Raw genomic sequence first — 6256 nt, forward strand, 5'->3', positions numbered from 1 at the left:
GTCCGAGTCCCCCTGACACACTCAGGGGGACTCGGACAGGCGCTCTACCTCGCGGCAAGGGGTCAGGCCTTCGTCACCGATACCGTCCGCTCGGCCCCCGCCGTCACGGCCAGCGACGTCGCGAGCGTCTCCCGGGTCACGAGCTCGCGGTGCTCCTCGACGGCGGCGACCCACTCGGCAGGCACCGTCAGCTCGAGCGCGATGCGGTCGGCGACCTGCAGGCCGGCGGCCTTGCGTGCGTCCTGCACGTCGCGGACGACGTCGCGGGCGTAACCCTCGGCGCGCAGCGCGTCGTCGAGCATGAGGTCGAGCACGACGAAACCGCCGCCGGCCAGGACCGCCGCGGCGGTCTGGGCGGGCTCGGTGCCCGCGTCCGCCGGGTCCTGGGCGTCAAGGGGCGCGACGACCGTCGTCAGCTCGTACTCGGTCTCGAGCAGCTCGACCTCGCCGCCCTCCGTCGCGACCACGACGGCACCGGCGTCGGTCTTGGACCAGGCGCCGGACTTGGCCGCCTTGATCACCGCCTGCACGCCGCGACCGAGCCGCGGGCCGGCGGCACGCGCGTTGACCGCCAGGCGCTCGGAGATGCCGTACTCGGTGGCGACCTCCGGCGAGAAGGCGACCAGCCGGACCTCCTTGACGTTCAGCTCCGTCTCCATCAGCCCGGTGAACGGCGCGACGCCGTCCGGGTCCGCGACGGCCACCACGAGCGACCGCAGCGGCTGCCGCACGCGCAGCTTGTTCGCCTTGCGCAGCGCCAGCGTCTGCGACACCACCGCCCGCGCGGACTCGACGGCTGCGACGAGGGCGTCGTCGGCCACCAGGGTCTCGACCACCGGGAAGTCCGCCAGGTGCACCGAGCGCCCGCCGGTCAGGCCGCGCCAGACCTCCTCGGTGAGCAGCGGCGCCAGCGGCGCCATCACCCGGCACAGCACCTCCAGCGCCGTGGACAGGGTGTCGAAGGCGTCGGCGTCCTCTGCCCAGAACCGGTCCCGCTGTGTGCGCACGTACCAGTTGGTCAGGGCGTCGAGGTACTGGCGCACCGAGTCGCAGGCGCCGGCGATGTCGTAGCCGTCGAGCTGTTCGGTCACGTCGGCGACCAGAGCGCGCGTGCGCGCCAGCAGGTAGCGGTCCATGACCGGCAGCCCGGCCACGCGCTCGGGCGTCAGCGGCTGCGCCGCGTAGCCCGCGCCGTCCCCGGCGGCGTTGGCGTACAGCGTGAAGAAGTAGTACGTGCTCCACAGCGGCAGCAGCACCTGGCGGACGGCGTCGCGGATGCCCTCCTCGGTGACCACGAGGTTGCCGCCGCGCAGGATCGGCGACGCCATGAGGAACCAGCGCATCGCGTCGGAGCCGTCACGGTCGAAGACCTCGTTGACGTCCGGGTAGTTCTTCAGCGACTTGGACATCTTGCGGCCGTCGGAGCCCAGCACGATGCCGTGCGAGAGCGCCGTCTGGAACGACGGCCGGTCGAACAGCGCGGTGGCCAGCACGTGCAGCGTGTAGAACCAGCCGCGGGTCTGCCCGATGTACTCGACGATGAAGTCGCCCGGGTAGTGGTGCTCGAACCAGTCGGCGTTCTCGAACGGGTAGTGCACCTGCGCGTACGGCATCGAGCCGGAGTCGAACCAGACGTCCAGCACGTCCTCGACGCGGCGCATCGTGGACTGCCCGGTCGGGTCGTCCGGGTTGGGCCGCGTCAGGTCGTCGATGAACGGGCGGTGCAGGTCCGGGTTGCCGTCCTTGTCCTGCGGCAGCCGACCGAAGTCACGCTCGATCTCCGCGAACGACCCGTACACGTCGATGCGGGGGTAGGCAGGGTTGTCCGACTTCCAGACGGGCACGGGCGAGCCCCAGAACCGGTTGCGCGTGATCGACCAGTCGCGCGCGTTCTCCAGCCACTTGCCGAACTGACCCTGCTTGATGTGGTCGGGCACCCACGTGATCTGCTCGTTCAGCTCGACCATGCGGTCCTTGAACTTCGACACCTCGACGAACCACGAGGACACGCCCATGTAGATGAGCGGCTGACGGCAGCGCCAGCAGTGCGGGTACGAGTGCGCGTACTGCTCGCGGCGCAGCAGCACGGTGCCCGACGTCGTCCGCCCGGCCTCGTCGTCGGCCGCCCCCCGCGTGCGGGCCTTGAGGTGGTCGATGATCGCCGCGTTCGCGTCGAAGACCTGCAGCCCGGTGTACTCCTCGACGGGGAAGGTGAAGCGCCCGTCGGCCCCCACGGGGATGACCGGCTCGACGCCCTCACGGTCGCTGACCTGCTTGTCCTCCTCACCGAACGCGCCGGCGTTGTGGACGAGGCCCGTGCCGTCGGTCGTCGTGACGAAGTCGGCCTCGACCACGCGGTGCGCGCCGGTGTGGCCCTCGTAGTAGGCGAACGGCGGCGCGTACGCGGCACCCAGGAGGTCGCTGCCCTTGAGGCGTCCGACGACGGTGGGCTCGTCGTTGCCCTCGTCCGTCAGCTCGCGCGCGTACGCCGCCACGCGCGCCTCCGCCAGCACGTACCGCTGCGGGGTGCCGGTGAAGGACGACTCGACGACCACGTAGTCGACGTCGGGGCCGACCATGACCAGCAGGTTGGAGGGCAGGGTCCACGGCGTCGTCGTCCAGATCAGCAGGTGGTCGCCGGTACGGAGCACATCCGCGTTCTCCGGGACCTCCGTCACCGCGAACCCGACGGTCACCGCCGGGTCCTGCCGCTGCTGGTAGACGTCGTCGTCCATGCGCAGCTCGTGGTTGCTCAGCGGGGTCTGGTCGTTCCAGCAGTAGGGCAGCACGCGGAAGCCCTCGTAGATGAGGCCCTTGTCGAACAGCGACTTGAAGGCCCAGAGCACCGACTCCATGAACGTCGGGTTCAGCGTCTTGTAGTCGTTGTCGAAGTCCACCCAGCGGGCCTGGCGCGTCACGTAGGTGCGCCACTCGTCGGTGTACTTGAGCACGCTGGAGCGGCAGGCCTCGTTGAACTTGTCGATGCCGAGCTCGACGATCTCGTCCTTGGTCTTGATGCCGAGCTGGCTCATGGCCTCCAGCTCCGCCGGGAGCCCGTGCGTGTCCCAGCCGAAGCGGCGCTCGACGCGCTGTCCCCGCATCGTCCGGTAGCGCGGGACGACGTCCTTCGCGTACCCGGTCAGCAGGTGGCCGTAGTGGGGCAGGCCGTTGGCGAACGGCGGGCCGTCGTAGAAGACGAACTCGTTGCTGCCGTTCTCGCCGGCCGGCCGGGCCTCGACGGACGCGCGGAAGGTGTCGTCCTTCTCCCAGTACTCGAGGACGTCGCGCTCGAGGTCGGGCAGGCTGGGCGATGCGGGCACGGGGGTGGTGGCGTCGCTCGGACGGTGCAGCGGATAGGCCATGGTTCTTCTGGCTCCTGGCGGTTCAGCGGTTCGGCAGCAGGTGGACGTCTTGGTGCTTCTGCTGCGAGGACGCCGCACCTGGGTGCGCCGCGGTACCACCCCGCTTGCCGCTCGCTCCCGCGTGCGGCCGCTCGTTGACGGCTGTGACGGGCCTACCCGTCCGGTTCTACTGGGGTTCCCGCTGCCCGACGGCGGCGGGGGTGACCTGTTCTTCCGGAGGCTCACCGGTGATAGCCGGGTCGATGCCTGTAGGGCAATCGTACCGGGCGGCGGCAACCGGAAAAGCCCGGCGTGCAACCTGATCGCGCCCCGCCTGCGTCCAGGGGGCATGAACGCAATCAGCCACGCGACCGGTCCGCCGGTCGGCACAGCGGTCGGCGGACCCTTGCGGGCCGTGCCGGAGCCCGGAGCCGCCGAGCCCGCTCCGGGCGGTGCACCGGAGTTCTCGGTGGTCCGCACCGGGGTGTCAGCGGAGGAGCAGTTCCGGCTCTTCGCCGTCGAGAACACGGCCGCCCTGCACCGCATCGCCTACCTCCTGTGCGGCGACGACCACCGCGCCAACGACCTTACCCAGATCGCGCTCGAGCGGACCTACCGGCACTGGTCCCGGCTCAAGGACGGGAACCCGTTCGCCTATGCCCGGAAGGTACTGGCCACCGCGCGGATCGACGGCTGGCGGCGCACGCGCCGCGAGGTCCTGCAGTCGCCGGAGGACGTCGTCGTCGCGCACGAGGCGAGCCGCTCCCCCGCGCTCGACAGCGGGAACCAGGTCGCCGAACGGGAACGTCTCGTGCGCGCGCTGCGCAGGCTCGGCCCCGGCCAGCGCCGGGTGGTCGTGCTGCGCCACCTGCTCGACCGGTCCGAGGCCGACGTCGCCGAGGAGCTCGGCGTCAGCATCGGAAACGTGAAGTCCCAAGGCGCACGCGGCCTCGCCCGCCTGCGCGAGCTGCTCTCGGAAGGACAGGACGCATGAACGACCACTCAACCACCAACCCCGTCGACGAGAGCTGGGTGGCGCACCTGCGCGACCTCAGCACCGGTGTCGAGCCGCCCACCTCTGCGAACCCGCACGCCATGTCGCGCGTGGCGATCCGCCGCACCCGGACCCGCCGGGCGGTCCTCGCGACGGGTGGCGGCGTGCTGACGGTGGCGGCCGTCGCGGGCGCCGCCATCGCGCTCGGCGGTCCGACGGCGCCCGGGGTGCTGCTGCCGGGCGGGTCGCCGGTGTCGTCGGCGTCGTCGTCGACGTCGGCGGAGGAGCGACGAGCGAGGGAGGTGGACCTGGCAGCCCGGGAAGCGCTGGAGCAGGCGAAGAGCGTGCCCGATGGATGGCACGCACACGAGCTGGAGGGCCTCACCTACGCTCTGCCTCCCGAGATCGTCACCAGCGGCCCGGTCCAGGACGAGCCCGGTGTGACCTCCCACATGTGGCACAGCAGCGAGGATCCCGACGTCCCGCCGTTCCTCCGGATCGCCTACTACGACGAGGGGTCCGAGACGCCCTCCTGGCCGAGCATCGCCGACAAGCCGGGCGGCAAGGACCTCAGCCTCCCAGGAGCCAGACGTGCCGTCGCGCATGATGTGAGCGCCGAGGCAGCCGGCCTGCCCGACGGCAGCGAGGTCCCCGACGACATGAAGGGGCCGACGATGTTCGTCCTCGAACCCACCTCGGGACCGGGCGCCTACGTCATCACGCTGAACCTCGCCCAGGAGGGTGCTACGGACTTCGTCAAGGCCTTCCAGTCGACGTTGACCCTTCACTGATGAGGATGACCATGCACTTGCTGCCAAGATCGGCCCCGGCCTGGCAGCAAGTGCATGGTCACCCCCACGCCTGTGGATATCAAAGATTGGCAACCATTGTCATCAGATGTAATTGATGACGTGCCAAAGAAGATACCCGTCCCACCGAAGCTGCTGAGCCTCGCCCGGGACCAGGCCGGCCTCGTGTCGTCCCTGCAGTGCGACGCCGTCGGCCTCGGGCCGTCGAGGCGCCGCAACCTCGTCATCGGCGGCTCGTGGCGGCGGGTCACGCGCGGAGTCTTCGACACGGGAGACGTCCGGACCGGCCTGCACCCCTACGACGTAGATCGCCTCCGGTCGGCCTGGACCGCGCTGCTGGCCAACCGCCGGGCCATCGCGGTCGGCGCGTGCGCCCTGGCGCTGCACGGGGTAAAGGGGCTCCCTCGCCGGATCGTCCCCGAGGCGACCTTCCCAGGCGGTGGCGCACGCAAGTCCCGGGACGGAGTCGTCTTCCGGCAGTACGGAACCGGGCCGGACACGGTCGAGGTCTCCGGCCGTCAGGTGGTGACGGCGGAGCGAGCGCTGGTCCAGGCGCTGCCGACGCTGACCCGCGACCAGGCGGTCGCCTGCCTGGACAGTGCGCTGAACCAGGGCCTGATCCGGGCGGAGGACCTCGCGAGGATCCGCGGTCAGCTCGTGAACCGCAGGGGATCGCTCGTGGTCATCGCCTGGCTGCCGCTGACCGACGGCCGGGCGGAGTCACCGCCCGAGAGCCACGCGCGGCTGCGGTGCCACGATGCCGGCATCGCGCCCGACGACCTGCAGCGTGATTTCTTCGATGCCCGGGGGCGTTTCCTCGGCCGAGCCGACCTCGCCTGGTACCTCGGCGACGGACGTTGGCTGATCGTCGAGATCGACTCGCACGAGTTCCACGGGGCGGATCGTCAGGTATGGCGTGACGCGACGCGGCAGAACGGGCTGGTCGGCGAGGGGCAGAACATCGTCCTCCGGTTCTTTCCCGGTCACGTCACCGGCGGCCACTTCGCCGGTGAGGTCGCCCGGGTCCTGCGTCAGGAGGGCTGGCGACCCGGCCGGGAGCTGCCGCCGCGGCCGTCCCGGCGTCGGGCAGCCAGCGCGAGATGACCATGCAC

At 70.9% G+C, this 6256-nt stretch carries 4 protein-coding genes; 3 read left to right on the plus strand and 1 reads right to left on the minus strand.

The window, feature by feature from the left end; genetic code table 11:
• Positions 1-62 precede the first annotated feature (62 nt).
• A complete protein-coding gene (gene ileS, locus ACFWE2_RS23995) occupies positions 63-3362 on the minus strand; it encodes an isoleucine--tRNA ligase (RefSeq protein ID WP_377226723.1) in 3300 nt (1099 codons plus the stop codon).
• A gap of 328 nt (positions 3363-3690) precedes the next feature.
• Between ileS and ACFWE2_RS24000 the strand changes: the two genes are divergently transcribed.
• From ACFWE2_RS24000 to ACFWE2_RS24010, 3 genes are all read left to right on the plus strand, one after another.
• Positions 3691-4335, plus strand: a complete 645-nt coding sequence (locus ACFWE2_RS24000; protein ID WP_377226724.1) for a SigE family RNA polymerase sigma factor — start codon at positions 3691-3693, stop codon at positions 4333-4335.
• The gene (locus ACFWE2_RS24005; RefSeq protein WP_377226725.1) at positions 4332-5126 is read left to right on the plus strand and encodes a hypothetical protein; all 795 of its coding nucleotides are present in this window, start codon (positions 4332-4334) and stop codon (positions 5124-5126) included. The genes ACFWE2_RS24000 and ACFWE2_RS24005 overlap by 4 nt, the downstream gene beginning before the upstream one ends.
• A 120-nt stretch (positions 5127-5246) precedes the next feature.
• The gene (locus tag ACFWE2_RS24010) at positions 5247-6248 is read left to right on the plus strand and encodes a hypothetical protein (protein ID WP_377226726.1); all 1002 of its coding nucleotides are present in this window, start codon (positions 5247-5249) and stop codon (positions 6246-6248) included.
• Positions 6249-6256 lie beyond the last annotated feature (8 nt).

Source organism: Promicromonospora sp. NPDC060271, assembly GCF_042726755.1.
Taxonomy (GTDB): Bacteria; Actinomycetota; Actinomycetes; order Actinomycetales; family Cellulomonadaceae; genus Promicromonospora.